General features: G+C 71.1%; 18 protein-coding genes. 14 read left to right on the forward strand and 4 right to left on the reverse strand.

From position 1 onward, the window contains the following. Positions 1-2: 2 nt before the first annotated feature. The 9 genes from ABD481_RS10705 (at position 3) to ABD481_RS10745 (ending at position 16,301) form a co-directional block, all read left to right on the forward strand. Positions 3-2,657, forward strand: coding sequence for a LuxR C-terminal-related transcriptional regulator (locus ABD481_RS10705; protein ID WP_344665416.1), 2,655 nt, complete (start codon positions 3-5; stop codon positions 2,655-2,657). Positions 2,658-2,783: 126 nt separating this feature from the next. After that, positions 2,784-4,721: a cell wall-binding repeat-containing protein gene (locus ABD481_RS10710; RefSeq protein WP_344665417.1), complete on the forward strand. Its 1,938-nt coding sequence runs from the start codon at positions 2,784-2,786 to the stop codon at positions 4,719-4,721. Between the two features lie 172 nt (positions 4,722-4,893). After that, entirely contained in the window at positions 4,894-5,649 is a 756-nt protein-coding gene (locus ABD481_RS10715; protein WP_344665418.1) for a SigE family RNA polymerase sigma factor, read from the forward strand. Continuing rightward, complete coding sequence (locus ABD481_RS10720) at positions 5,646-6,413, forward strand: hypothetical protein (RefSeq protein ID WP_344665419.1); 768 nt, start codon at positions 5,646-5,648, stop codon at positions 6,411-6,413. Before ABD481_RS10715 ends, ABD481_RS10720 begins: the two co-directional genes overlap by 4 nt. Before the next feature lie 60 nt (positions 6,414-6,473). Further along, positions 6,474-7,484, forward strand: a complete 1,011-nt coding sequence (locus ABD481_RS10725; RefSeq protein ID WP_344665420.1) for a hypothetical protein — start codon at positions 6,474-6,476, stop codon at positions 7,482-7,484. A 92-nt stretch (positions 7,485-7,576) separates the two neighbouring features. Then, positions 7,577-9,037 carry a peptidoglycan-binding protein gene (locus ABD481_RS10730; RefSeq protein WP_344665421.1) on the forward strand — a complete coding sequence of 487 codons (1,461 nt, stop codon included), beginning with the start codon at positions 7,577-7,579 and terminating at the stop codon, positions 9,035-9,037. Positions 9,038-9,408: 371 nt separating this feature from the next. Next, positions 9,409-10,089: an ABC transporter ATP-binding protein gene (locus tag ABD481_RS10735; RefSeq protein ID WP_344665467.1), complete on the forward strand. Its 681-nt coding sequence runs from the start codon at positions 9,409-9,411 to the stop codon at positions 10,087-10,089. Further along, positions 10,086-11,372: an ABC transporter permease gene (locus ABD481_RS10740; RefSeq protein WP_344665422.1), complete on the forward strand. Its 1,287-nt coding sequence runs from the start codon at positions 10,086-10,088 to the stop codon at positions 11,370-11,372. The genes ABD481_RS10735 and ABD481_RS10740 overlap by 4 nt, the downstream gene beginning before the upstream one ends. A 138-nt stretch (positions 11,373-11,510) precedes the next feature. After that, the gene (locus ABD481_RS10745) at positions 11,511-16,301 is read left to right on the forward strand and encodes a DUF5979 domain-containing protein (RefSeq protein WP_344665423.1); all 4,791 of its coding nucleotides are present in this window, start codon (positions 11,511-11,513) and stop codon (positions 16,299-16,301) included. 4 nt (positions 16,302-16,305) lie between these two features. On the opposite strand, the gene ABD481_RS10750 is transcribed toward ABD481_RS10745, so the two are convergent. From ABD481_RS10750 to ABD481_RS10765, 4 genes are all read right to left on the reverse strand, one after another. Continuing rightward, positions 16,306-17,478, reverse strand: a complete 1,173-nt coding sequence (locus ABD481_RS10750; RefSeq protein ID WP_344665424.1) for an AI-2E family transporter — start codon at positions 17,476-17,478, stop codon at positions 16,306-16,308. 19 nt (positions 17,479-17,497) lie between these two features. After that, complete coding sequence (locus tag ABD481_RS10755) at positions 17,498-17,872, reverse strand: phage holin family protein (RefSeq protein WP_344665425.1); 375 nt, start codon at positions 17,870-17,872, stop codon at positions 17,498-17,500. Between the two features lie 54 nt (positions 17,873-17,926). Continuing rightward, on the reverse strand, positions 17,927-18,901 hold the full coding sequence (locus ABD481_RS10760; protein WP_344665426.1) for a ribonuclease BN: 975 nt from the start codon (positions 18,899-18,901) through the stop codon (positions 17,927-17,929). A gap of 131 nt (positions 18,902-19,032) precedes the next feature. Further along, positions 19,033-19,434: an SHOCT domain-containing protein gene (locus ABD481_RS10765; protein WP_344665427.1), complete on the reverse strand. Its 402-nt coding sequence runs from the start codon at positions 19,432-19,434 to the stop codon at positions 19,033-19,035. A 213-nt stretch (positions 19,435-19,647) separates the two neighbouring features. On the opposite strand from ABD481_RS10765, the gene ABD481_RS10770 reads away from it, so the two are divergent. From ABD481_RS10770 to ABD481_RS10790, 5 genes are all read left to right on the forward strand, one after another. Then, on the forward strand, positions 19,648-21,108 hold the full coding sequence (locus tag ABD481_RS10770) for a hypothetical protein (protein WP_344665428.1): 1,461 nt from the start codon (positions 19,648-19,650) through the stop codon (positions 21,106-21,108). Between the two features lie 76 nt (positions 21,109-21,184). Further along, positions 21,185-24,166, forward strand: coding sequence for an NACHT domain-containing protein (locus ABD481_RS10775; RefSeq protein ID WP_344665429.1), 2,982 nt, complete (start codon positions 21,185-21,187; stop codon positions 24,164-24,166). A 2-nt stretch (positions 24,167-24,168) separates the two neighbouring features. After that, entirely contained in the window at positions 24,169-24,924 is a 756-nt protein-coding gene (locus ABD481_RS10780; protein WP_344665430.1) for a protein phosphatase 2C domain-containing protein, read from the forward strand. 148 nt (positions 24,925-25,072) lie between these two features. Then, positions 25,073-26,104, forward strand: a complete 1,032-nt coding sequence (locus ABD481_RS10785) for a DUF4331 family protein (RefSeq protein WP_344665431.1) — start codon at positions 25,073-25,075, stop codon at positions 26,102-26,104. A 102-nt stretch (positions 26,105-26,206) separates the two neighbouring features. Then, on the forward strand, positions 26,207-26,365 hold the full coding sequence (locus ABD481_RS10790; protein WP_344665432.1) for a hypothetical protein: 159 nt from the start codon (positions 26,207-26,209) through the stop codon (positions 26,363-26,365). The last annotated feature ends 3 nt before the right edge of the window (positions 26,366-26,368 follow it).

The raw sequence follows: 26,368 nt of genomic DNA on the forward strand, positions 1-26,368 counted from the left end.
TCATGGCGCCGGAGCAGTCCTTCACCGGCCGCGCCCCCGAACTCGCGTTCCTCGCCGAACACCTGCGCCGCGACGGCCCCGGGGCCGTCCTGGTCGGAGGCGCCGGCGTGGGGAAGACGCGGCTGGCGGTGGTGGCGGCCCGCCGGGCCGTGGACGACGGGCTGATCGTGCGGCGGGTGGGCGCGACCACCAGCTCCCAGGCGCTGCCGCTCGGCGCCTTCGCGCCGCTGCTGCCCGGGGCGATGGGTATGGCCCCTGATTTCAGTATCCTGATCAAGGCGGCCGAGCTGCTGGTGCCGGGGGACGAGCGCGGCACCGCCATCGTCGTGGACGACGCCCACCTGCTCGACCCGCTGTCGGCCAGCCTGCTGCTGCATCTGGCGCTCACCGAGCGGGCGCCGCTGCTCGTGACGGTCCGTGCCGGCGAGAAGTGCCCGGACGCCGTGGCGGCGTTGTGGAAGGACGGCCTCGTGCCGCGCCTGGACGTCCGGCCGCTGGCCGAGGCCGAGACCGCCGAGCTGGTGGAGGCGATCGTCGACGGGCCGGTGCAGAGCCACACCCAGAACCGGCTCTGGCAGCTGACACAAGGCAATCCGCTCCTGGTCCACACACTGGTCGGCGCCGCGCTGACGTCCGGGACGATGGCGCCGGTCGGCGGCATCTGGCGATGGCGCGGCAGCCTGCACTGCACCCCCGGGCTGGTCGACGCCGTCTCCAGCCGCCTGGACAGCCTGGACCCGGCGGTCTACGCGGCGGTCGAGGCCGTCGCCTACGGCGAGCCGATCGGCCCGGAACTGCTCTCCGCCTTCACCGATCCCGCCGCCGTCGATCAGGCGGAACGCCTCGGTCTGCTCGCGGTGCATGTCGACGGCCGCCGGGTGGAGGTCCGCCTCGGCCATCCGCTCTACGGCGAGGCGGTCCGCGCCCGCACCCCCAAGCTCGCCGAGCGCCGGCTGTTCGGACGTCTGGCCGCAGCGCTGGCCGGGACCGGCGGCCGGCGGTCCGGCGACACCCTGCGGTGGGCCAAGTTCGCGCTGGACAGCGACGTGCCGCCGGACCCGTTCCGCTTCACCGAGGCGACCGCTCGGGCCATCGGCCTGTACGAGCTCGACTTCGCGGTGCGCTGCGCCCGCCGGGCCCTGGACTCCGGCGGCCCGGTCGAGGCGAGCATCCTGCTCGGGATGGCACTGAGCTGGCTGGACCGCGGCGAGGAGTCCGAGGCGGCGCTGGCCGCCGACGCCGCCCGGGCCCGCACTGACGAGCAGATCATGACCATGGCGTTCACCCGCGCCGCCAACCTGAACTGGGTCGCGGTCCGGCCGCAGGAGGCCGATCTGGTCCTGCGCGAGGCCCGGGAGCAGCTGTCCTCCGCCGCCGACCGCGCCGTGCTCGACGCCTTCGCCGCGGTGTTCGCCGTGCAGCGCGGCCACCTGGAGGAGGGCTGGGCCATGCTCGATCGGCTGCCGGCCGCTCCCGCCGACTGGCCGCCGGTCGCCACCGTGATCGCCGAGATCGCCGCCACCGACGCGCTGGGCGTGCAGGGCCGCGTCGACGAGGTGGCCGAGCACGTGGAACGGGGCCACGCCGGAGTCGACCTGGCTCCCCAGTTCGGCGTGATGCGCCACGGCCTCGGGATGGGTCATATCAATGCCCTGGCCTGGGCCGGGCTCCTGGGCGCCGCCGATGACGTCGCCGACTTCTACGCGGGCTACACGGACGCCTCGGCGCAGCTGTCCGGAACGATGCTGATGCACGGCCACTACGCCACGACGCTGTTCCGCAGCCGCCTTGCCCTGGAACGAGGCCGCGTCCGCACCGCGCTGCGCCTCGGCCGGGATGCCGCCGCCGGCTTCGCCGAGGAGGACCCCGGCGCCTGGGCGGTCATGGCCGCGTTCGTTCTGTCCCAGGCCGCCGCTGCGGCCGGCGACGCCGATGGTGCCGCCGCAGCGTTCGCCGACGCCGAACGCCTCTATCGCCCGACGACGCAAGGGCTGCAAGCCCCGATCGTGCTCCTGTGCCGGGCGTGGTTGGCGGCCGCCAACGGGACCCCGAGCCGGGCCCGGGCGCTCGCCCGCGACGCCGCGTCGCTGGCCGCCGACCTGCACCAGTGGGCCGTGGAAGCCGTGGCGCTGCACACGGCGGTGCGCTTCGGCGACCGGGCACCGGCGGAGCGGCTGGCTGCGTTGGCGCAACAGATCGACGGCCCCAGGGCGCCGCTCGCTGCTCGCCATGCCGCCGCCTTCGCGGCCGGCGACGTCGGCGGTCTCGAAGCGGTGAGCCTCGACTTCGAACAGTTGGGCGCGGTGCTGATCGCCGCCGACGCGAGCGCACAGGCCGTGTCGATCTATCGCGGACGCGGCGACCTGCGCGGCGAACAGACCGCGCTGACTCGGATTCGGCACTTGGTCGAGCTCTGCGAAACCCCCGACACTCCCGCGCTGCGCGAGGCGCTGCGGCCGTCGCCGTTGACGGAGCGGGAACGCGAAGTGGCCATGCTCGTGGCCGCCGGGCTGGCCAACCGCCAGATCGCCGAGCGCCTGGTGGTCTCGGTACGCACTGTCGAAGGACACGTATATCGCGCGTGCACGAAGCTCGGCGTGGCGGACCGCGCGGGGCTCGCCGCTGTGCTGGGGTCGGCGGAGGCCGAAGACAGGTAGTCGACTACGCGTGACGTCCCCGGCCGTCGGCTGCGAGATTCGGAGTGCGGTGCGGTCTGCCCGCCGACTTCTTTGACTTCGCGATCCACCTGGGGGACTCGAGTGTCTCGCAAGCATCATCAGTTCATGGCTGCCCGCTCGCACAGGCTGGCCGCCGCGGTGCTCAGCACCGCGCTCACCCTCGCCGCCGGTGCCCTGGCCGCCGGGCCCGCGCACGCGACGGCGCAGGGCGACAACGGTGTCGTCGCCTTTCTGACGCACATCGGCAACCAGTACCGCATCGCGGTCGCGCATGCCGACGGCAGCGGCTACAAGGTGCTGAACCTGGCCGCCCAGGGAATGGCGGCCACTCCGAACCTGGCCACGCCCGCGATGTCGCCCGACGGCACCCGGATCGCGTTCGCCGAGTCCGGCGGCTCCAGTGCGATCTGGACCGCGAACGTCGACGGCAGCCACCTGGTACGGGTCTCCTCGCCGACAGCGTCGATGAGCGACTCGGCCCCGGCCTGGGCGCCGGACAGCAGCCGGATCTATTTCGCGCGTACTGTCGGCGCCGGACAAACGCAGATCTTCTCCGTGTTCGCCGACGGCGGCGACGACCGGTCGCTCTTTGGCGGCGCGACGGGCTTCAGCGACACGACGCCGGACGTCGCGCCGAACGGCGACGTGGCCTTCGCCCGGACCAACGGCCCGGACGCCGGCATCTATGTGCGGTCGGCGATCTCGGGCCTGGCGGTGCTGTTCGCGCGGGACGGCCGCGATCCCTCGTACTCGCCGTTGGGGACACTGCTCGCCTACGCCGGGCCGGTGCCGTTCGCCGGAACCGGCATCTACTACAGGCCCGCCACCGGCGGCTCGGAGACGTTCGTGCAGGGAACCGGGTTCGGATCGCATCCGTCCTGGTCGCCGGACGGGTTCAAGATCGCTTATCAGGCCACTCCATCGGGCGCCGCCGGGCTGCATCTGCACGTCGTCGACGTCAACTCGGACACCATCTCCGACGTCACCACCAATGCCGGCGCCGGAACGCCGGAGTTCTCGCCGTCGTGGCAGCCGGTGACGAGTGTCGGCATCGACCGCGTCGGAGGACCGGACCGGATCGACACCGCCATCGCGACCTCGCGGCTCGGCTACGACAACGCCGGCCTCGGCGGCAGCCAGGCCGGCGGCGCGGTGCTGACGCGCAGCGACAGCTTCGCCGACGCGCTGGCCGGCAGCGCGCTGGCCGCGAAGCTCCACGCGCCGCTGCTGCTCACCGCCACCGGGGCGCTCGACCAGCGGGTCGCGGGCGAGCTGCGGCGGGTGCTGAAGCCCGGGGCGCAGGTGACGCTGCTCGGCGGCACCGACGTGATGTCGCAGCACGTCGCCGACCAGGTCGCAGCCCTCGGATTCACCACGCGGCGGCTCGAAGGCCCGGACCGGTACGGCACCGCGGCGGCGATCGCTTCCGCGATCAGCCCCAACCCGACGCGGATTCTGGTCGCGACCGGGAACAACTTCCCCGACGCGCTGGCGGCGGGCGCGGCGACGGGCACCGGGGTGCGCGTCGGCAAGGACACGGTCGTGCTGCTGTCCGACGACCGGTCGCTGCCCGAGGCCACGGCCGCGTATCTGCGGACGCACGTCACGGCCACCACCGAGTTGTACGGGATCGGGGACCAGGGCGTCGCGGCGCTGCGGACGATGTTCCCCACGGACAAGGTCCACGTCGTCGCCGGCCCGGACCGGTTCGCGACCGCCGCCGCCGTCGCGCGGACGTTCTTCACGGGCCCGACCGCGCCGCATATTACCGGTCTGGCCGTCGGCTACAACTGGCCGGACGCGTTGGCCGGCGGAGCGCTGCTCGGGGCGCATGGCGCGCCGCTGCTGCTGGCGGACCACGCGGCGATCCCGGGGGTCGAGGCGGACTACGCGCAGACCGAGTCCGCGTCCGTGAACGAGATCCTGGCCTTCGGCGGAACCGACGTCGTGCCGGACGCTGCGGCGTTCCGGCTCGGCGACCTGGTCGGCATCGCGGGACACCGGAGCTACTTCGTGAACCGGCTGGCGCCGCCGCTGCCGTAGGAGACAGCGACAGGGATAGGGGTAGCGACAGGGACAGCGACAGCGACACGGACGCCGCCGCATCGGAGACGATGCGGCGGCGTCTCGCGTTCGCAGAAAACTGCTGCGCGAACATTCCAACCGACCGCCGCTCCCATCGCGTATACCCGTCAGGACAAACCGAGGGAGCGGTGTGGAGCAGCAGGACGAGGCGGAGTTCCGCGAGTACGCCGTCGCGCGGCAGACCCATCTGCGGCGTGTCGGCTACTTGCTGTGCGGCGACTGGCACCTGGCCGAGGATCTCGCCCAGACCACTCTCGTGAAGCTCTATGCCTCCTGGACTCGTGTGCGGCGTGGGCGCGAGGTGGACGCGTACGCGCGCCGCATCCTCTACCGCACCTTCCTCAGCGAGACTCGGCGGCGGCGCTACCACGAGCTGCCGACCGATGCGTTGCCGGAAGTCGTCGGCCACGAAGAACCGATCGCGCAGCGCCTGGTGGTCCGGGAAGCGATGATGACGCTGCCGCCGAAGTGCCGTGCGGTGCTGTTGCTGCGGTACTGGGAGGACCTGAGCGTGGAGGCCACAGCCGACGCGCTGGGGTGCAGTACCGGGACCGTGAAAAGCCAGACCTCGCGGGGGTTGGGGCTGCTGCGGGCCCGGCTCGGCGACACCGAAGGACTGATTCAGGAAGCGCCCGGGGAGTCCGGGGAGTCCGGGGAATCTGGGGAGTCCGGGGAGTCCAGGGAGTCCAGGGAGTCCGGGGAGTCCAGGGAGCCTGGAGATCCCGGAGCGCCTGGCGCACCGGGAGAGTCCGGGACCCGCAGGAAACCCGGCGGCACCACAGGGCGCGGACCGTCCAGAACTTCCCGCATGGCCGCGCCGGCCATGGGTCTGCTTGGTCTGCGCAGCGGTCTCACCGGTCTCCAGGAGAGAGGGGGCCAGCGATGAGTCGCCTCTCTCCGCGCCGGGGCCACGGCCGCTCGGGCTCGGGCTCGGGCGCTCCGCCAACCCCTGCCGACGACGCCTGGTTGTCATTGGTCCTGTCCGATCTCGACGCCGGCGAGGAACCGCCGTTGCCCGGGTTGATCGCGCCGGCCATGGAACGCGGGGCGCGATTGCGGCGCCGTCGGCGGGCTTCGGGGGCGGCGGCGATGACCGCGGGCGTGGCGGGCGTCGTGCTGGTCGCGTTCGGGGCGCTGACGACGTTCGGGGGAACGGGCGCCTCGCCGGTGATCCAGACTCTTCCCGCCGGGTTCGAGCGGCTGCCCGCGCCGAGCGTCGTCGCGGCGGTGGCTGCTGTGGCCCCGGGCCGGACCGCGATCGCCGAACCGGCGCGCGACCCGGCGGCGGTTCGCGTGGAGCTGGTGTGGTCGGCCGGTCTGGCCGAGGTCCAGGTCCATGCGGCGCGCGACGGCTCGGGCTGTCCGGGCACGCTGGCCTGGGCCGGAGGCGTCTCCGGCTGTGCTCCGGGCGCTGATGGCCGGTCTTGGACGTTCGTCGTCGGCGGGCCGGACGACTCAAGCTCCGGCGCCGGTACCGGCATCGGTATCAAGGGCTGGGGCGCGGCGCACACCTGGCCCGACGGCACCCGGGTCATCGTGGTCGCCGGCTATCGCGACGCCCTGAACGTCCAAGCCACGACACCACCGATCAGCCTCACAGCGCTGTCCGCGATTGCCGCGGATCCACGGAGCCGTGACGCGGCCCATTGATCAGCGGCATCGGCCGCGACCTCTTTGCTTGTACTACGTCACCTGTCGAAAGGCACTGTCATGCGCTCGAAAACTGCTGGGGTCGTCGCTGCCGCGGCCACAGTCGCTCTGCTCGGGTCCGGTTGCGCCGCGGGGGGTTCCGGCGGGTCCGGTGGCTCCGACGGTTCTGGCGGCTCCGGCAAGAACGGCGCTCCGACCGCTGCGTCAAGCGGCAAGTCCGCCAGCGGTAGCGCACCCACCAGCGGCGCGACGACCACGAACGCGGCCGCGAGCGACGGCACCATCGCCGTCCCCTCCGGGATCGACGCGGATACAAAGAAGTCCTACGACCTGGAGAACACGATCGCGATCTGTATGCGCGGCAAGGGGTTCGCCTACACGGCCTGGTTCCCGAAGCCCTCGTCCTCCAATTCGCCGATCGACGACGACGCCGACTACGACGCGTCCAAAGCGGTACTGGCCAAATACGGCTTCGGCGCCTACGCGCAGTGGGTCTATCCGAACGACCCGAACGTGCCGGGCCACTATGAGATGCAGGTGAGTCCGAACAGCGCGGTCCGTGACGCTCTGGACGCCGCGCAGCAGAGGCTTTGGGACAAGACGCTGGTCGGTGACATCGCCGTGGCCAAGCAGACCGGCAGCAAGTTCACCCCCGACAGCTGCACCGGCCAAGCGTTCGCGAAGGTCTATCCGAACCAGCCCGACGAGGCGCAGGCCTCGTCGGAGGGCAAGGCCGCCGCCGCGCGCGCCGCCCAGGACCGGCAGAACCTCAACGGCGACCCGGCGTTGGTGGCGTTGGCGCAGACCTACGCGAACTGCTTGCGAGGCAAGGGGATCACCGTGTCCTCCACCCAGGTCACAGAGATCCGGAACGCGGTGCGGTTCCAGTACGTCAGCCAGGCGGCCCAGCGCGCGCAGGCGGCCGGTGGGCACCTGGACGTCGCCACCGCGACACCACTGCTGACCACCGAGATCCGGGACTCGCTGGCCGATCTGGACTGCGGCCGGGCGTTCCGCGCCGCGTATCTGCCGAAGTTGAAGCAGGCCCCGGATGCGGAGGGCGTCGGGTGAGCCGCGGGGAGACTGCGAGCCCTGATGATGTGAATGCGAGTCCTGATGACGACAGTCGCCGGCCGTCGAGCTCCGCATCACGGCGGCGGCGCGTGCTCGCGGCCGTGCTCGGCGGCGTGATCGTGGCCGGGGCCGGCGGCTGGGTCGCGGGCGCGAGCCTGAAGTCCCCGGCCGACGCCGCCGCGGCGCACCGTCCGCCACCGGCCACGCCGGTGACGGCCGCGGTGACGAAGCGTCTGCTGTCCTCCACGGTGATCGCGAACGGCACCGTCCACTACGCCTCGCCGCAGCCGATCCAGCTCGGCGGGGACGTCGGCGTCGGGGACGCGACCGGGACGGTGGCGCAGCGCGTCACCAAGGCGCCGGCGGTCGGCGCGGCGGTGGCCGAAGGCGACGCGCTCATGGAGGTCAGCGGGCGTCCGGTGCTGGTCTTCACCGGCACCGTGCCGATGTATCGGACGCTGGGGCTGGGCACGACCGGGGACGACGTCAAACAGTTGCAGGCGGCGCTGAAGCGGCTCGGCCTGAACCCCGGGCCGGTGGACGGGACGTTCAGCACCGCCACCGCCGACGCCGTCCGCGCCTGGTACCGGCACAAGGGATACGTCGCGCAGGAGCCCACGCTGGCGCAGGCGCAGCAGCTGTCGACGCTGCAATCCGCGGTGCAGGGGGCCAAGGAGGCGAAGCTGGCCGCCCAGCAGGCGTACGACAACGCGACCGCGTCTTCGTCTTCGTCTTCGACCTCCGCGAGTCCCACGAGCGGCGCGACGGGAGCACACTCCGGGACCAGCAACAAGGACCTGCTGGCGTTGCAGCTCAAGGGCGCGAAGGACAGCCTGACGCGGGCCCAGACGCAGCTCGACGACTACCTCCGGGGCTACGGCACGACGGTGCCGGCCGGCGAGGTGGTGTTCCTGCCCTCGCTGCCCGCACGGTTGGACAAGGTAAACGTCAAGCCCGGCGACGTCCCGACCGGCTCGATCGCGACCGTGACGAGCAGCGATCTGTACGTGCAGGCCACGGTCCCGGGAGTGGACGCGGCACTGCTGCGGCGGGGCATGGCGGTGAGCATCAACGTGCCGACAGGCGCGCCCGCGCAGGGGGCGATCAGCGTGATGGGAGCGGACGCGGCGCTCGCGGACCCGGCGACGGGAGGGGGTCCGGCGACGGGAGGAGGTCCGGGGGGAGCGCCGTCGGCCACAGGCGCTCCCGGCGCCGACCCGAGCGGATCGGCCGCCGCGCCGACCGACCCGAGCGCGCCGGTCGCGGTCCGAGTGACCGCGGCGAACCCCGCGCAGCTGGCCGGACTCGCGGACAGCGCAGTCCAGATGACGGTGACGATCGGTGCGAGTGACGGCCCGGTGCTGGCTGTGCCGGTGGCCGCTGTGTTCACCTCGGCCGACGGCCAGGCGAAGGTCCGGGTTCTGCGATCCGACGGCTCCGAGGAACCGGTGCCGGTAACGCTCGGCCTCGCCGCGAGCGGCTACGTGGAAGTGAAGCCGCAGGCCGGGACGGTGCTTGTCGAAGGCGACCGAGTGGTGGTCCAGGGATGAGTGAAGATCTGGTTCGAATGCTCAGGCTCGGCGCCGGCTCCGATCGCAACTCGAACAACACGGATCGCAGCCCGCACAGTGCCAGCACCAGCCCGAATCACGCCGATCGCACCCCGAATGACGCCGGCAGCAGCCAGGGCCAAACCGGTAGCGGCCTGGATCAGGCTGATCGCAGCCCGGACCAAGCCGGTTACGGCCTGGACCACGCCGATCGCAGCCCCGACCACGCTGATCACAGCCCGGACCACGCTGATCACAGCCCGGACCACGCCGATCACAGCCTGGATCAGGCTGATCGCGGCTCGAAGGACGCCGATCGCAACTCGAACCACACTGCCCGCAGCCCCGACCACCCCAATCCCGAACCGGTCATCGAGCTGCGCCAACTGTGCCGCGAGTACCCGGCGACACCTCCCGTGCGGGCGCTTCGCGATGTCGAGCTCACCGTTCGGCGCGGTGACCATCTTGCTGTCGTCGGGCCGTCCGGGTCGGGCAAGTCGACGTTGTTGGCGGTGTTGGGGCTTTTGGACCGGCCGACTTCGGGTTCTTATTCGCTCGATGGTGTCGAGACTGTCGATCTCAGCGATGGGGAGCGGACCGCCTTGCGTGGGCAGCGCATCGGCTTTGTGTTCCAGTCCTTCCATCTGCTGGCTCATCGCAGTGCTCGCGAGAATGTCGAGCTCGCCGAGGTGCATGGCGGCGGTGGCGGTCGGCGGGGGCGGAGTCGTCGTGCGTTGGCCGCGTTGGAGCAAGTCGGGTTGGGGCACCGTGCGGACTTCCTGCCCAGCCGGCTGTCCGGCGGGGAGCGGCAGCGGGTTGCGGTGGCGCGCGCGTTGATGGGACAGCCAGCGTTGCTGCTGTGCGACGAGCCCACTGGGAATCTGGACTCGGCGAACACCGAGGCGCTGCTCGACCTCTTCGACGACCTGCGCGAACAAGGCGTCACGCTGCTCGTCATCACCCACGACGACGTCGTCAGCCGCCGCGCCGCACGCCGCGTCCGCATCGCCGATGGCGTCCTGACCGAGGAACTCGCGGAGGTCGGCGGATGAGCGCGGTAAAGGTGAAGGTGAAGGCGAATGTGAAGGTGCAGGCGAGCGATCGGTCCAAGGCCAGCCGCCCTCGCGTCAAACGCTACGACCCCCGTGACCTCGTCTCCGAAGCGCTGCTCGGCATCCTCACCCGTCCCCTGCGGGCCGCGCTGACCACCCTCGGCACCGTCCTCGGCATCACCACGCTCGTCATCACCCTGGGCGTCGCGGCCACCGCCGCCAACCAGATCACCACCCGGTTCGACGCGCTGTCCGCGACCACCGTCTCCGTCACCGCGCCTCCGCCGCAGCCCGGATCCGCGGACCCGCCGCTGCTGGACTGGGACGGTCCCGACCAGGTCGCGCGGCTGGCCGGGGTCACCGGGGTCGCGGCGCTCGCCGAGGCGCCGGTCGGCGTCGATCTGCCGGTCAGGGCCAGCGCGGTGGACGACCCGACGCTGGCCGGCGCCTCGATCCCGGTGGTGGCGGCGACCGCCGGCCTGCCGGCGGCGGTCCGCGGCACCGTGACCGCCGGGCGGTTCTTCGACGCCGGCATGGTGGCGCGGCACGACCGGGTCGCGGTCCTCGGCGACCAGGCCGCGAAGCTGCTGGGCGTCACCGATCTGGCCGAGGCGCCGGCGGTGTTCGTCGGCGGCCAGCCGTTCACGGTGATCGGCGTGCTCGGCGACATCGCCCGCGAGCAGTTCCTGGCCGCCACGGTGATCCTGCCGTCGACCACCGCGCACGACCGCCTCGGTTTCGGCGCGCCCGGCAGGGTGCTGATCACCACCGCGCTGGGCGCCGCCGGGCAGGTCGCGGCCCAGGCCCCGGTCGCGCTGGCGCCGGGTCGCTCGGCCGGGCTGACGGTGGTGGCACCGCCGAGCCTGGAGCGGGCCCGCAAGAGCGTCGCCGGCGACACCAACGCGCTGTTCCTGGTGCTGGGCCTGGTCTCGCTCGTGGTCGGTGCGGTCGGCATCGCCAACGTCACGCTGGTGACGGTCGTCGAACGCACCGGGGAGATCGGCCTGCGCCGGGCCCTCGGCGCGGCCCGCCGCCACATCGCGTACCAGTTCTTGTTGGAGTCCACCGGTGTCGGCCTCGTCGGCGGCGTCATCGGCGCCGCCCTGGGGGTGATCGGCGTGGTCGCGGTCTCGGCGGCGCACGACTGGACGCCGGTGCTGGACGTTCGGCTGGCGCTGGCCGCGCCGGTCGCGGGCGCGGTGGTCGGCTTGGCGGCCGGCGTGTACCCGGCGGTGCGTGCGGCGCGGCGGGAGCCGGTCGACGCGTTGCGGGCGGGCCTGTAATAAGAACGCCGGCGGCCGGGCCGCCATTAGCCCATCCGAGCCGCCGAACGTGTGTCGCGGCGGCACATGACTCGATCGGCCATCACGCGACGTAACAATTCAGGCATTCGTCACAGTGTCACAGCGAGGATGATTGCCATGCGTGCTGCCCGCCGCGTCAGGTGGATCGCGAGCGTGGCGGCGTTCGGCGCCGCCTGCGTTTTTCTGGTGCCCGCCGCCTCTCGCGCCGCGGACAAGACGGCGTCGCTGGCGTTGTCCAAAGAGGTGTTCGAGCCCGGCACCAAGACGCCGGTGACCGCTCCGCTCCAGCCGGGCCAGCAGTTCGACTATCAGATCACCGCGTCCTGCTCGGGGCTGACCGAGGGCTGTATCAACGCCAAGACCGTGGACGTGATCCCGCCGGGCATCACGATCGAGGTCCCGCCGTCGCAGCCGCCGCTGTACAACGTCGACTACGACGACGCCACCAGGACCCTGACGGTCACCTACACCAGCCCGCTGCCCGCGCCGCCGAACCCGCCGGGCTCGGTCGGCCTGCCGGCCGGCGCGGTCCGGGACCTGACGATCCGCGGCACCGTCGACGCCGACGCCACCGACGGCGAGACGATCACCAACACCGCGACCGTGACCGCCGACAACGCGGACCCCGCCGACGGCTCGACGACGTTCGACGTGACGGTGCCGTCGGTGGTGACGCCGGTGGCCACCAAGTCGCTGACGCCGGACTCGGTGGTGGCGCTGTCCGGCGCCGGGGCGACGATCACGCTCGGCGTGCAGAACCAGTCCAGCGGCACGGCGAAGGTCTCGTCGCTGACCGTCGGCGACCACACCGCCGCCACCTGGGACGACTGGAACGTGACCGGCGTCGGGCCGGTGACGCAGTTCCCGGCCGGCGCGGACCAGGTGGCGGTCGTGGTGTGCACGCAGCCGACGCCGTGCACCCAGCAGCAGCTGATCGTCGGCCCGCCGCAGCCCGGTCCGGACCTGGTGCTGCCGCCCGGCGTCGACCCGGCCACCGTGACCGGCGTCGACTTCGTCTTCTCGAACTCCGCCGGGACGCCGCTGGTCAACGGCGGCTCGCCCGGCAGCGTCCAGATCCAGGTCGAGCTGCGCGACACCGTCCGCTCCACCGGCGCGCCGCTGAACCCGGCCACCACCCTGACCCAGGACAACTGCGCCACGCCGTCGGCCAAGGACTCCCGCGGCCGGTCCACCACCGGCGCCGACGTCTGCGCGCCGTACTCGATCCTGTCGGCGATCCCGAGCATCGGCGGCTCGAAGCAGTTCTTCCCCGACAACGCCGGCACCTACAGCCCGAACGGCTACGCGGTCGCCGGGCAGCAGTCCGGCGTGACCGCGCTGGGCAAGGCGCAGAACACCTCGCAGGGCCCGGTGACCACGATGACCGTCACCGAGCCCTCGGCCTCGGCGCCGTCGGCGCTGACCGGGATCGACGTGACCAGCGCCCGGCTGGTCTTCCCGGAGGGCGCGAATTCGGCCACCGGGCAGTTCACCTGCGCCGACGGCTCGGTCCACCCGTTCACCCTCACGCCGCCGCCGACCACGGTCGACATCGGCTCCACCGAGTGCCCGGCCGGGCAGCCGCCGCGGGAGGCGACGGTCACCTTCACCGGGTCGATGCCGCCCGGCGCGACCGCCGCCTTCGGCATCCACGGCGTGCTCAACGACTCGGTCCCGGGCGGCGCGACGTTCACCAACTGCGCCGACGCCTCGGTCGGCGGCGGGGCCGGCGGCACCGCCTCCGGCAGCGCCTGCGCCGATCTGAACGTCGAGGACCCGCGCACCACCGTCAACGGCTCGAAGACCACGTCCTCGGCGGAGACCGGCGGCCAGCTGGTGCCGGGGCAGCCGTTCACGTTCACTTCGCAGGCCACGAACAACGGCAACCTGCCGCAGACCCAGTTCACGCTGACCGACCCGGACCCGTCGCAGACCGGGACCGACAACCCCTTCACCTATGTCCGCCTGGTGTCGGCGCAGATCACGACCCAGCCGGCCGGCCTGGCCAACGACTTCGTCCTCGAAGTGTTCTCCGGCGGGACGTGGCAGCCGTACGACGGCTCGAACAGCGCGTTGTTGACCGACGCCACCGGCGTGCGGGCTCGGCTGGTGTCCGGCGCGGTCCAGCCGACCAACACGGTGACGCTGAAGGTCACGGTCACGCCCCGGGACGGCGTCCCGCCGGGGACCACGATCACCAACTGCATGCAGGCGTCCGGCACCTCGGTGGACGGCAGCGGCTCCAGCGGCAAGATCTGCTCCGGCACCCAGACCGTGCGGCCGGCCGCGGACGCCGGCCAGATCGCCAAGGACATCGTCCCGGGCACGCTGCCGCGGTCCATCCCGGGAGTGCCGCCGCACACCGCGCAGGTGAAGATCCGCGCCGCGAACGTCGGCAACGTGCCGATGGACCGGATCGTCGTCGTCGACCCCGACCCGGCGCAGGCCGACCCGACCGCCTTCTTCGACAGCGTCGACCTGGTGAGCCTGGACGGCGTCAGCTTCCCGCCGGGCGCGGACCGGGTCCAGGTGGACGCCTGTACGAGCTTTGCGAACTGCGCCGCCGGGACCTACTCGCTCGGGACTCCCGGCGCGACGCCCGCCCTTCCGGCCGGCGTCGCCCCGGGGTCGGTGACCGGACTGCGGTTCACGTTCACCAACTCCACGGCAACGTCCGGGCAGTACCTCCTGATTCCGGGGAGCAACTACCCGACCGGCGGCCCGTGCCCGAACGGCACCGTCTGCTTCACCGTCGCGCCGCGCGTGGATCTGCGCTCGAACCCCTCGCAGCCGATCCCGGACACCGTGCCGGACATCGCCGCCGCCTCCGGCAGCGACGTGCTCACCGGCGGGAGCCTGACGCCGTTCGGCTCGGCGCCGGCCCAGCTGGTCGTCACGCCGGGCAGCATCCAGCTCGGGGCGGAGAAGTCCGCCGCCCCCACGCTGGTCTCGCCCGGCACCCCGATCCTCTACAGCCTGAAGGTCACCAACACCGGGACCGGCGCGGTGCCGGCGCTGCTGGTCACCGAGCCGCTGCCGGCCGGGCTGGTGTTCGACCCGACGTTCGCCGGCGACGGCGGCCAGCCGTACACGATGACCGCCACCGTGCCGTCCGGGACGCCGGCCGTCCCGACCCCGGCGTTCACTCCGACGGCCGATCCCACCAGCCACGAGGTCACGGAGCTGACCTGGCAGTTCCCCGCGGACTTCCTGTTCCTGCCGGGCTCGGTGGTCACCCTGTCGTTCCAGGCCACCCTGGCTCCCGGGACCACGGCCGGCACGCCGGTGCCGAACACGTTCGGGGCGAGCACCAGCGACACCGGCAGCCGGTCCAAGCTGACCTGCGCGGCCGGCGACGTCGACCCGGATCTGGGCTGCACCGCCGACGCCCAGGTGAACCCCCAGGCCGGCAACGGCCTCGACGCCCTGAAGTGGGTGCACGGCGACGACTCGCTCGGCTTCGTGAACACCCGGACCGGCGCCCACTACCCGGCCGGCGACCCCAACTGCCCGCTGCTGACCGACGCCGGCCGCAGCTACACCCGCTACCCGTGCATCGCGCGGGTGCTGGCCGGTCAGCGGTTCGACTTCCTGCTCGACTTCACCAACGTCGGCACCACCGACGTCACCCAGACCCGCCTGGTCGAGGACCTGCCGAAGGTCGGGGACAAGGGCGTCATCGTGCCCGGGGACCGCGGCACCCAATGGACGCCGCGGCCGCTGCTGGCCGCCGCGCCGAGCCTGAGCTCCGGCGCGCCGGGCACGCTGACCTCCGCCTACGCCCCGAGCTCGCCGGGCTGCACCCTGGACCTGTCGCCGCAGCCGTCGGCCTGCCCGGCCGGCAGCTGGGACCCGGCCTTCGACGCGAACGCGGAGTCGCTGCGGGAGTACATCGACTTCTCCCCGGCGCTGCCTCCCGGCGGCAGCACGCGGCTGCACGTCCCGATGGCCGCGCCGGCCGACCTGGCCGGGATCGACGACAACCCGGTGGCCTGGAACTCCTTCGGCCACACCGACTTCTTCAGCAGCGGCGAGAGCGCCACCCAGCTGCCGGCGGTGGAGCCGGTGAAGGTCGGCGTGGCGATGCCGTTCGGGGACCTGGCGATCACCAAGGCCGTGGCCGGGCCGCTGCCCCCGGGGTCGAAGGTCGGGCCGTTCACGGTCCGGTACTCGTGCCGGGTGACCGACGCCGACGGCCAGGACCACCTGGTCGCCGTCGGCAGTGCGAGCCTGGCCGACGGACAGACCCTGACCCGGGCCCACATCCCGGCCGGGGCGGTCTGCACGATCACCGAGGCCGACGCCGGCGGCGGACAGAGCTCGCTGCCCGAGCCGATCACCATCGCCGCCGGGGACGGGGTCACCGCCACCCAGGCCACCGTCACGGTCACCAACACGTTCGCCGCGCCGCGCCTGCTGGTCGTCAAGCACGTCACCGGCAGCGGCGCCCCGAGCGGCGCCGGGTTCGGGGTGCGGGTGAGCTGCACGCTCGACGGCGAGCCGGTCGCCGGGTATCCGCGCACCGTGACCGTCGCCGACGGCGAGACGCTCGTGCTGACCGACGTGCCGGTCGGCGCGCACTGCACGGCGGCGGAGACCGAGGCGCACGGAGCCGCGTCGACGTCGATCGCGTACTCGGACGGCGGGGACGCGGTGATCCGTGCCGACCAGGACGCGACGATCACGGTGACCAACACCTTCGTGGCGCCCGCGCCGACGCCGGACCCGGCGCCGAAGCCGACGCCCGGGCCGACGCCGGAGCCCGCTCCCCAGCCGAAGCCGCACCACCTGCCGATGACCGGTGCCGAGGTGCTGTTCCCGGCCGCGTTCGCGGTGCTGACGCTGCTCAGCGGCGGCGTGCTGGTGGTGGCGGTGCGGTCGCGGCGGCGTGATCGGGAGCGTTACTGAACGGCTACTGAAGGACCGCCGGCGGGTCCTGGTCCGGCTGACCCGGCTGACCTGGCTGACCTGGCTGTGCTGGCTGGTCCGGCTGTCCCGGCTGGTCCGGCGGCTCCGGCGGCCGGGTCAGGACCCGCCATTCGGCGGCCATGCCGAACGCGGCGGCGGTCAGCGGTACGGCCAGCAGCGCGCCGATGATGCCGCCGATCGCGGTGCCGCCGGTGACCGCGAACATCACCACCGCCGGATGCAGGGACACCGTGCGGGACTGGACGATCGGCTGGAGGAAGTTGCCCTCGATCACCTGGACTCCCAGGATCACGCCGAGCGTCCAGATCGCGGTGCCCACGCCCTGGTCGCCGAGGGCGACGAAGACCGCGACGGTGCCGGACAGGAAGGCGCCGATGTAGGGGACGTACGCGCCGACGAACACCAGCGCGGCCAGGCCGGTGGCGCCGGGCACGCGCAGGATCAGCAGCCCGACCAGGATCAATACGGCGTCGATCAGGGCGATGATCGTGGTGCCGCGCATGAAGCCGGACAGCGCGGACCAGGCCCGCTCGGCCATCCGGATCGCGGCCCGGGCCGGCGCCTCCGGCAGCGTGCCGGCCACCAGCGACGGGAACAGGCGGCCGTCCCGCAGCAGGAAGAAGATCAGCGCGACGGCCAGCACCGATCCGGTGAGCACCTGCGCGGCGGTCGACACGCCCTGGACGACGCCGGCCGCCAGCGCGGAGGCGGTCTTCGAACCCATCGACTTCAGCGCCTCGGCCGCGGAGGACACGGCGTCGTCGACCGAGCCCACGCCCAGGCGCTGCCCGACCCGGTCCAGGGCCCGGCCGATGCCGGCCGAGGCGTCGACGACGGCGCGGACCACCAGGAAGACGGTGCCGCCGACCACCGCGACCAGCACGCCGCAGGCCAGCCCGGCAGCCGCCGACCGGTTGTGGATCCGGTCGGTCAGCCGCCGCGTCAGCGGTTCGAGCAGGGAGGTGGCGAGCAGCGCCATCAGCAGCGGGATGACCGCGGCGCTGAGCTTCACCAGCATCCAGATCAGCCCGGCCAGCACCGCGACCGCGACGATGACGGCCAGGTTCCACGCCGTCGCCCGCACCGCCCAGGCCGGGAGCGGCCAACGGGACGGGGAGGGGGCGGGGTCCGGCGCGGGATCGGGCGCGTCGCTCACGGTCGGCCTCCGCCCTGCCTCAATGCCGCTTCGCCGTGCGCTCGAAGCGTCCCAGCGGGGTGAGGCCGAGCAGCCAGGTGAGGACGGTGATCAGGATCGCGGCCCACAGTGCCGAACCGAAGCCGTCCAGCTCCAGGTCCGACGACCAGGCGTCGACCAGCCGCAGCAGCACGGCGTTGATGACGATCCCGAACAGGCCGAGCGTCAGCAGCATCAACGGCGCGGTGAACAGCCGGAGGATCGTCCCGAGCACCAGGTTCAGCAGCCCGAACAGCGCGGCGATCCACAGCCAGCCGACGGGCCCGCCGTGGACGTCCATACCCGGGGAGATCCAGGCGGCCAGCACGAAGGCCAGCGCGAGGATGATCCAGGAGGCGATCAGCCGTTTCAGCATGGATATACGCTAATCGGGAGATATCGACGGCGCGCGTCGAAGGGTTCGAACGGGTCAGGAGCCGGCGGATCCCGGCTCCGGTCGCAGCGCCGGTTCCGACGCCGTCTCCGGTTCCGGCGTCTCCGGCGTCGGCTTCGGCTTCGGCTCCGGTTCCGGCTCCCGCTTCGGCCCCGGCTCGCCGAGGATCCGGCCCACCCCCGCGCCGATCACGATCACCCCGGCCACCACCAGCAGCCAGGTCATCAGGCTCAGCACCAGGCCGAAGGGCCCGTACTCGGACACGCTGCGCCCGGTCACCGTCGGCATCAGCAGCCGCGAGCCGATACCGACCAGCGTCTGCCCGAGGCCGGTGAGCAGCGCCGTCGGCAGCAGCGGCAGCCACTCGACGCGCCGGAGCAGCAAAAGATGCGGCGTCCACCACCACAGGGCCACGCTCATCAGCGCCGACGCGACCCAGCCCAGCACCAGCAGCCCGCCCTGGCCCGAACGCACCGGCCCCTGCGCGGCCAGCAGCACGATCCACACCACGATCCACAGCGCCCAGCGTGCGGCCGAGGTCGTCATCCGGCCCGGCGGCAGCCGCCACTGGTTCTCGTAGATCCGCTGGAGGCGGCGGGTCAGGCTGGTCGCCGAGATCAGCGCGGCCAGCAGCCCCACCACGCCGATCGCGTCCCGCAGCGAGTCGCTGCCGTTGAAGAACGCCGACACGTCCTGCGCCGCCGCGCCCTGGATGCCGAGCTGGTCGCTGACGCTTTCCCGGACGCGGTTGCGGACCCGCTGCGGCAGGAACGCGCTGATCGCGATCGCCATCGGGATCGCGGTGATGAAGATCTGCGCCGCCACCGCGAAACAGCGGTCGATGGTGTCCGGGGCCAGCCCGAACCGGACGACCTCCGCCGCCTTCGGGTGCCGCTCGGCCAGCCGGCCGCGCAGCTCCTGGACGGCGGCGGCCAGCTGCGAGGCGCGCGCGGCCAGACGGCGGGCCGCGGTGTCGGCCCGCCGTCCGCGCTTGTCGTCGTCAGCGGTCATCGGGCTCTCATCGGGCTTCGGGCCGCCATCCGGCGGAGCGGGCCCGCCGGAACACGGAGAAAGCCGAGGCGGACGCGGCGTGGAAGGTCATCAGCCGTGTCCGCCTCGGAATTCCGGGTCGGCGAGGGGGATCAGGCCGCCAACAGCTTCTTCTTGGCCTGGTCGAACTCGGCCTCGCTGATCGCGCCGGAGGACTTCAGGTCGGCGAGCTTGGCGAGCTGGTCGACGGTGCCGCCCTGGGCGCCGCCGGAGGAACTGGCTGTCTGCCGGATGTAGTCGTCGAACTGGGCCTTGTTCTGCTCGGCGTGCATCTGCGCGCGCGTGGCCATGCCGTGGCCGCGGGCGATCAGGTAGATGAAGATGCCGATGAACGGCAGCACGCAGACCAGGACGATCCAAGCAGTCTTGCCCCAGCCGTTCAGGCTGTGGTCGCTGAAGACGTCCGCGATCACGCGGAACAACAGCATGAACCACATGATCCAAAGGAAGAACCAGAAAATCATCCAGAACGCGTTCAGCAGTGGGTGGTCCATTGGTGCCGCTCCTCTCTCCTCTTCCAAACCGCCTCTTAAGACCGAAGCTAGGAGTGAACGGCGGGACGCACGCGCTGTGCGTGGCATTCGGGTGGATCAGCGGAAACCGCAGACTAGGGCGGCGTATGCGGCGGTATCGGTCAGGGGAGGAGGGGCGGACGAGTTTCCGGGAGTGCTGATGGACCGAGTCGCAGACCGAGACGAGAACGCGCGATGACCACCGGAGCCGACGGCGAGGACGCCGCGGAGCGTGCTGAGTCCGCCGGCGAGTCTGTGTCCGGGGGCAACGCCGGGGCCGAGCCCGAGTCCAGGTCCGCCTCCGCCAAGCGCAGCGACAGCGCCAAGCACGGCAATAGCGGCAACAGCGGCAACGGCGGTAGCGAAGCCGTCGACCGCGCCGAACTCGCCGCACTGCGCGCCCGCGTCGCAGAACTCGAATCGGCCGGCGCCACCAAGGCGACCCCGAAGAAGCACCGGCTCCGGTCCTTCTTCTCCGCGCTGCTCATCTTCCTGGCCTGGGTCCTGGCCCCGCTGAGCGTGGTCGCCACCTGGTCGGCCGGCATCGTCGGCGACACCAGCCGCTACGTCGACACCGTCTCGCCGCTGGCCACCGACCCCGACATCCAGGCCGCGACCGCCAACCGCGTCACGACCGCCATCATGAGCCAGCTCGACATCGCGACCCTGGCCCAGGAGGTCGCCCCCGACGACCGCCCGCGGCTGGAGCAGCTGCTCCAGAAGGCCTCCGGGCCGATCACCGGCGCGCTCACCAGCTTCGTCCACGACCGCACCCTGAACATCCTGGCCAGCGACTGGTTCGCCACGTTCTGGGACAACGCCAACCGCGCGGCCCACGCCTCCGTCAACAAGCTGCTCACCGGCGAGGGCGGCGGCGCGGTCCAGGTGCAGAACGGCGCGGTCACCGTCGACCTGGCCCCCCTGGTGGACCGGGTGAAGACCGAACTGGTCGCCGACGGCATCACCGTCGCCGACAAGCTCCCCGAGGTCCACACCAGCTTCACGATCATGCAGGCCGACAACATCGGCAAGTACCGCACCTGGTTCCGGCTGCTCCAGATCGTCGGCAACTGGCTGCCGTTCATCGCCCTGGCCTGCGTCGCCGGCGGCGTGCTGCTGGCCCGCGACCGCCGGCGCGCGCTGGTCGTCGCCGGCCTCGGCGTGTTCGTCGCCGCCGGCCTGGTCGGCATCGGCGTCCGCCTGGGCCGCACGTTCTACCTCGGCGCGCTGCCGGCGGACGTCTCCCAGGCCGCGGCGAGCTCGGTCTACGACACCATGTCCCGCTTCCTGATCACCACCTGCCGCACGACCGCGGTCCTGGGACTGCTCGTCGGCCTGGCGGCCTGGCTGTCCGGCCCGTCCCGCCCGGCGGTGATCGTCCGCGGCTTCTGGCACGTCGGCATCGACGCCACCCGCCAGTTCGCCGACGGCCTCGGGATGAAGACCGGGCCGGTCGGGGGGTTCGTGTACCGGTACCGGCCGTGGATCACCTGGGGCGCGGTGCTGATCGCCGGGGTGGCGCTGGCGCTGTGGCACTACCCGACCGGGCTGGTGGTGTTCTGGCTGGCGATCGCGTGCGTGGCGGTGCTGGTGCTCGTGGAGTTCTTCGCCGAGGCGCCGAGGACGAAGACGACGAGGCCGAGCGAGAGCCGGTAGTGGATCAGGCGCGCCCTCTACGCTGGTAGAGCTTTGATTCGCTGGGTCGAGGGGGGCCGCCGCAATGCGCCGATCCATGAGCTACGCCTATGCGCTCGAACTGCTCGGAGAGAAGGAGAACCGCATCGTCGCCTTCCTCGGGAAGGTCGCGGGCGGAGCGTTGCTGGCCACCGGAGGCATCGACCTCCTGGAGGCGCGGACCGAGGTGGTCGAGCTCGGGAACCGCGTGCTGCGGAGCCTCGGCGAGCGGCTGCGGGGCACGAACCGCGTGACGCGGCGCGAGCGGATCTACGCGGCGCACGCGGTGGTGGTGGTGACGGCGTTCTTCGAGGCGTTGGACGCGGTGGGGGACCGGCTGGGGATCGTGCCGGTCCCGGGGCTGAATGCGCAGCAGCAGATGGTTTTGGTGATGGGTGGGACCACCACGGAGCTGAACCAGGAATCTTTCGTGAAGCACCTGGCGCGAACGGATCTTGTCACGCCGTACGTCATCGACGAGTCTCCGATCGTTGACTTCTACGCGGCCCTGGCGGAATCGATCGCGGCCCATCTGACCGGGCTCGCCGCCTGGGACCACCTTGACGAGACGGAACAGGAGCGGCTTATTACGCTCGTCCGTACTGAGGTGCCGGAGTTGGCCACGGCGGAATACGAAGCGCAGCTGCGCAGTTTGGCGGGCGTCAGCACCGAGTTCCGCGTGTGGCTGACCTTCCGAGGACAGCGCGAGGTTCTCGATGGGGTGCTGAGTGGTCTTGCGGGGCTGGAAGACCTGCTGACCTCGGTGCGCGATGCGGTGGGCCCGGACAGTCACAATGCACTGACACGCGCCTACCGCGCCGCGCTCGAAAAACCCATCGCGCCCAGTGGCCAGGACGACGACGACATCAGGATCCCCAGCCTCGCCGACGGCTATATCGACCACCGGTTCCGGTTCACGTATTGCAGCGGTGTCGTCGGGAGCGAGGAGTGGTGGCGGGAGCAGCCGGTGTCCGACGATCTGGTGCGGGTCCTCGCCGGGCACCTGGTCTCGCCCAAAGCCTTCTCCTGCCCGCTGCTGATTCTCGGCCAGCCGGGCTCGGGCAAGTCCGTGCTCACCAAGGTGCTGGCGGCCAGACTGCCTCAGGAAGGGTTCCTTCCGGTGCGGGTGGAACTGCGGCAGGTGGACGCCGACGCCGACCTCCAGGACCAGATCGAGGCAGCCATCCGCCTGACGACCAGCGAGACCGTGAAGTGGCCCCGCTTCGTCGACGCCGCACCCGACGCGGTCCCGGTCGTCCTGCTCGACGGCTTCGACGAGCTGTTGCAGGCGACCGGCGTGACCCGCACCGACTTCCTACACAACGTGGTCCGCTTCCAGGAACGCGAAGCCGACCAGGGCCGGCCGGTCGCGGTGGTGGTGACGAGCCGCACGGCCGTCGCCGACCGGGCGAGCCTGCCGGGGACGACGCCGGTACTGCGGCTGGAACCGTTCGACGAGGACCAGGTGGCTGCCTGGCTGCGGGTGTGGAACGCGATCAACGGTGACACGTTCGCTGTGCGTACGTGGCGGCCGATTCCGTCGGATTGCGTCCTGCGGTATCCCGAGCTGGCCGAACAGCCGCTGTTGTTGCTGATGCTGGCGCTCTACGACGTGGCGACGGAGAACGGGCTCGCGAGCCTCACCTCGCTCGACCCGATCGATGTCTACGAACGCCTCTTCCACGAGTTCTGTCGCCGCGAGCTGTCCAAGAGCGGCGACACCAGCGATATGAGCGCCAGGATCGAGCTGGAGTTGGAGCGGCTGGCGATCGTCGCCTTCGCGATGTTCAACAGGCGCTCGCAATGGGCCGCCGAGGCCGAGCTGACGGAGGATTTGCTGGCACTCAAGCTCGACTCGGCTCCGAGTTCGCGAGGGCTGCGGGCGCCGCTTTCGGCGGGGGAGCAGGCGGTCGGGAAGTTCTTCTTCATCCACAACACGATGGCGACTCAGGGTACTCGCATATCGCGGACATACGAGTTCCTCCACTCGACCTTCAGCGAGTTCTTGATCGCCAGACATGTCGCCAAGGAGCTGGTACGGATGACATCCGGTGCCTCGCGCCGGACGGTCGACGATGCCATGCTGCATGCGCTGCTTTCGTTCGAGTGCCTTGCTTCGCGAGATGCTGTCGTCTCGTTCCTCTGGATGCTGCTGGGGCGCGAGTCTACGAACCAACGCGCGGTGATAGCCGAAGCACTTGTCATCCTTCACGCTGACGCCCTCATGGAGCGTACTGAGACAATCTATGCTGCGTATACGCCGCGGCGAGCGGACGTAGTGGAGCGGCATGCGGCGTGGAGTGCGAATCTGGTGCTGCTCGCCACACTGGCTGGTGGGGAACTACGCGCTACTCGCTTGTTCGGCGATGGGAAAGACGCGATCGAGGAGTGGCGGCGCCATGCGGCGTTGTGGCGGGCGATGTTGAGCTCTGGTGGGTGGGACGGGCTTGTGGACAGTCTGGACACTTTTCGCGAGTGGTCTGGACGTAGACGCGACATCACTCTCAAGCCTGCGACTCGAGGGTTTGTGCTGGATGCTCCGGACCCTGACCTGCGATGGACATTTGATATACCGCCGGGAGATGCGGCGCTTCCCGGCGACATGCACTCCGCGAGATATAGCGCTGAGAGAAAGGCGCACTTTACGGCCGGCGTGATCGACGACGTACTGAGTCATGATCTGCGGCCGCTTAGGGATCGTGTAGGGGATTCGAGCGGCTATTTCAGCCTTGATTCTGAGCTGAAGACTGAGAGTCGCATGCTGCTGGAGGCATTGTTGGTGCTGGATCGACGGGCAGCTGGGAAGGCCTACGAGAATCTGGTTACAGTGTTGTTGGCGACCGATATGCGGGGCCGACTCGTCATGGTTGAACCTTATTATCTTGTGACTGCTCTTGCGGCCCTGCTCGTCGGTGCAGAGTTGCAGAATCTGCCTAGTGAACAGGTCGGTCGGTTGACGGCGTCGGCAGACTTTGAAAGGAGCCTTCTGAGCGACCACAGGCTTCTACCGCTCTTGAATCGAATTCGGGAGCTGACTTAGCCATGGAAGTCACCTACCACTGCCAGGCCGCCTCCCCCGACCGCCCCAACGACGACTTCGTCCTCGCGACCGAGACCTTCGTCCTCGTCCTGGACGGCGCCACCGCTCCCGCCGGTGTCGACTCCGGCTGTGTCCACGACGTGCCGTGGCTGGTCGCGCACCTCGCCCCGAATCTCGCGGTGGCACTGCTGCGCGATCGGTCGGCGAGTCTGGTCGACGTCCTTCGCGACGGTATCGCGGCGACCATGGCCGATCACGGCGATGCCTGCGATCTGACCAACCCGGACAGTCCGTCGACGACCGTGGCGATGTTGCGATGCGGGGTCGATACCGTCGACTATGCGGTTTTGGGCGACTCGGCGGTGCTCATCGAGGTCGGCGGGGATGACAGTGGCCTGATCATCGGGCTGGATGACCGCACAGCCTTCCTCGACGACTACTCCCTCGCTGCCGTGCGTCGGTTGCGCAACACCGACGCCGGGTTCTGGATCGCGTCCAATAAGCCCGAGGCCGCCGAGAGGGCTGTTGTTGGCAGTGTGCCGCGCGCCGTCGTCACTCGTGCGGCGCTGATGACCGACGGTGTTACGCGGTTGGTCGAGCGTTACGGTCGGTCTTGGCGTGATGTGCTGGATCGGCTGGACAAGTATGGCCCGCGCGAGGTGGTTGCCGACGTTCGTGCGGAGGAGCGGGCTACGGCGCCGGGTGCCTTCAAAGGCAAGATCCACGACGACGTCACGGCTGTCTTCTGCCGGTTCTGATCGCCGACTGCGCGAATGACCGTCGGGTATCGCAGTCTCTTCACTCAAGTCAGGTGATCCCGCGGCGATCACGATGAGCCATGGAGTCCGAGGAGCGAACCACGGACTCTCCTCTCGGCGGCTCTCTGACGAAGGCAGGTACCAACCCATGTCGCACCACCTCGACTCCCCGGAGGCTCGGGCCGATGTCCGGCTCGACATCACCGACTACTACGTCTTCCGTGGCCGGACCGGGACCGTGTTCCTGGTCAACCTCTCGCCGTCGATCGCCGGGCCGGACGCGCCGCACGGCTTCCACCCCGAGGCCCGGTACGAATTCCGGATCGACTGCGACGGTGACCAGAGTCCCGAACTCGCCTACCGTTTCGCCTTCGGCGCGGCTTCCGGCGACCGGCAAAGCCTGACCCTGACCCGCCTCGACGGCCCCTCTGCCGGGGACGACCGGGCCGAGGGTGCGGTGCTGGCCACCGGTTTCACCGGGGAGGAGATCCTCGGTGAGGGCGGGGTGCGGCTGTGGGCCGGGCCGGCGCATGATCCGTTTTTCCTCGACGCCACTGTGCTGCACGCGGTCGGCGACGCCTTCGCCGCCGGTACGCAGGCCGACCTGTCGCAGTGGAGCCCGGCCACGGCGCAGAACGTGCCGTTCGGGGCGAACAACGTCTACGCCATCGTGCTGGAGGTCCCGGACGAGGAGCTGCTGGCCTCCGCTCCGGACGGACGGATCGATTCCTGGGCGCTGACCGTCCTGGCCACCGACGCGGGCGGCTGGCGGACGATCAACCGCGCCGGGCTGCCGATGATCCATCCGTTGTTCGCGCAGCATGATGACCACCTCGCCGACCACCTCAACACGGCGACGCCGGCCGAGGACCGCAAGCAGTTCGGTGAGCACTTCGCCGCGGCGATCGCCAAGGTGGTGGCCGCCTATGGCACCGCCGTCGACCCGGATACGTATGGCCGTGCCGTGGCGGACAAGCTGCTGCCGAACGTGCTGCCCTACACCGTCGGCACCGAGGCGGTGTTCGGATACGGCGTCTGGAACGGCCGGTCCCTGATCGACTCCGCGCCGGATGTCATGTTCTCGTTGGCCACCAACACGGCCTTCACCACCGCCGTCACCAAGGAGTCGGTGCCGTTCAAGCCGACGGACACCTTTCCCTACGCGCCGGTGATCGTCTGAGCGCGTGTTAGCGTCGGCCCAGGTATCCAGTGGGGAACAAAGTGGGATCAGGCTGGCGGAAGCTCTACTGACCATCAACCAGCCACTGAGTGAGGGCAGCTCATGACGAAGTTCAAGCGCAGCGTGATCGCTACGGTACTGATAGTCACCGGCCTGACGGCGGGTGCCGCGGCGATCCTTCCGGCCGGGTCTGTGAGCCATCACTCACAGTCGGTCGCGTCGGAAATGGGACCTCGCGTGGTCGTGAAGCCGGGCTTCTGAGCC

The organism is Catenulispora yoronensis, assembly GCF_039531695.1.
Lineage (GTDB): Bacteria > Actinomycetota > Actinomycetes > Streptomycetales > Catenulisporaceae > Catenulispora > Catenulispora yoronensis.

Bases quoted from the DNA above. Each gene is read 5' to 3' on its own strand.
- ABD481_RS10705 (WP_344665416.1), top strand. From the start codon at position 3: ATGGCGCCGGAGCAGTCCTTCACCGGCCGCGCCCCCGAACTCGCGTTC.
- ABD481_RS10710 (WP_344665417.1), top strand. From the start codon at position 2,784: ATGGCTGCCCGCTCGCACAGGCTGGCCGCCGCGGTGCTCAGCACCGCG.
- ABD481_RS10720 (WP_344665419.1), top strand. From the start codon at position 5,646: ATGAGTCGCCTCTCTCCGCGCCGGGGCCACGGCCGCTCGGGCTCGGGC.
- ABD481_RS10725 (WP_344665420.1), top strand. From the start codon at position 6,474: ATGCGCTCGAAAACTGCTGGGGTCGTCGCTGCCGCGGCCACAGTCGCT.
- ABD481_RS10740 (WP_344665422.1), top strand. From the start codon at position 10,086: ATGAGCGCGGTAAAGGTGAAGGTGAAGGCGAATGTGAAGGTGCAGGCG.
- ABD481_RS10745 (WP_344665423.1), top strand. From the start codon at position 11,511: ATGCGTGCTGCCCGCCGCGTCAGGTGGATCGCGAGCGTGGCGGCGTTC.
- ABD481_RS10755 (WP_344665425.1), bottom strand. From the start codon at position 17,872: ATGCTGAAACGGCTGATCGCCTCCTGGATCATCCTCGCGCTGGCCTTC.
- ABD481_RS10760 (WP_344665426.1), bottom strand. From the start codon at position 18,901: ATGACCGCTGACGACGACAAGCGCGGACGGCGGGCCGACACCGCGGCC.
- ABD481_RS10765 (WP_344665427.1), bottom strand. From the start codon at position 19,434: ATGGACCACCCACTGCTGAACGCGTTCTGGATGATTTTCTGGTTCTTC.
- ABD481_RS10770 (WP_344665428.1), top strand. From the start codon at position 19,648: ATGACCACCGGAGCCGACGGCGAGGACGCCGCGGAGCGTGCTGAGTCC.
- ABD481_RS10775 (WP_344665429.1), top strand. From the start codon at position 21,185: ATGAGCTACGCCTATGCGCTCGAACTGCTCGGAGAGAAGGAGAACCGC.
- ABD481_RS10780 (WP_344665430.1), top strand. From the start codon at position 24,169: ATGGAAGTCACCTACCACTGCCAGGCCGCCTCCCCCGACCGCCCCAAC.
- ABD481_RS10785 (WP_344665431.1), top strand. From the start codon at position 25,073: ATGTCGCACCACCTCGACTCCCCGGAGGCTCGGGCCGATGTCCGGCTC.
- ABD481_RS10790 (WP_344665432.1), top strand. From the start codon at position 26,207: ATGACGAAGTTCAAGCGCAGCGTGATCGCTACGGTACTGATAGTCACC.